Here is a 298-nt window from a genome sequence, read left to right on the forward strand (position 1 = left end):
CGCGCATCGCGCGTATAACGCCCAGCTCACTGGCCGCGAGAATCTCGCGGATTCGGTCGTACCGGGGATGGTGCCGGTACATAAAAGCTTCCGCAAGGAGGGCGCACCCTTCCCTGCACGCCGCGACCATTTCTTGCGCCTGGGCGGCCGTAAGAGCAGGCGGTTTTTCGCAGAGCACGTGCTTTCCCGCTCTTGCGGCCTTAATCGTCCATTCGAAATGCAGATGGTTCGGAAGCGGAATGTACACCGCTTCCAGGGTCGGATCGGCAAGCAATTCTTCATAGCTTCCGTAGACGGC

General features: G+C 60.1%; 1 protein-coding gene. It reads right to left on the minus strand.

All coding sequences use genetic code 11. The features are described from left to right. Nucleotides 1-298 (minus strand): Gfo/Idh/MocA family protein (locus KVT34_RS30110; RefSeq protein ID WP_217563279.1); only part of this gene is annotated, 298 nt, incomplete at both ends.

Source organism: Paenibacillus sp. GbtcB18, assembly GCF_019091125.1.
GTDB lineage: Bacteria > Bacillota > Bacilli > Paenibacillales > NBRC-103111 > Paenibacillus_F > Paenibacillus_F chitinolyticus.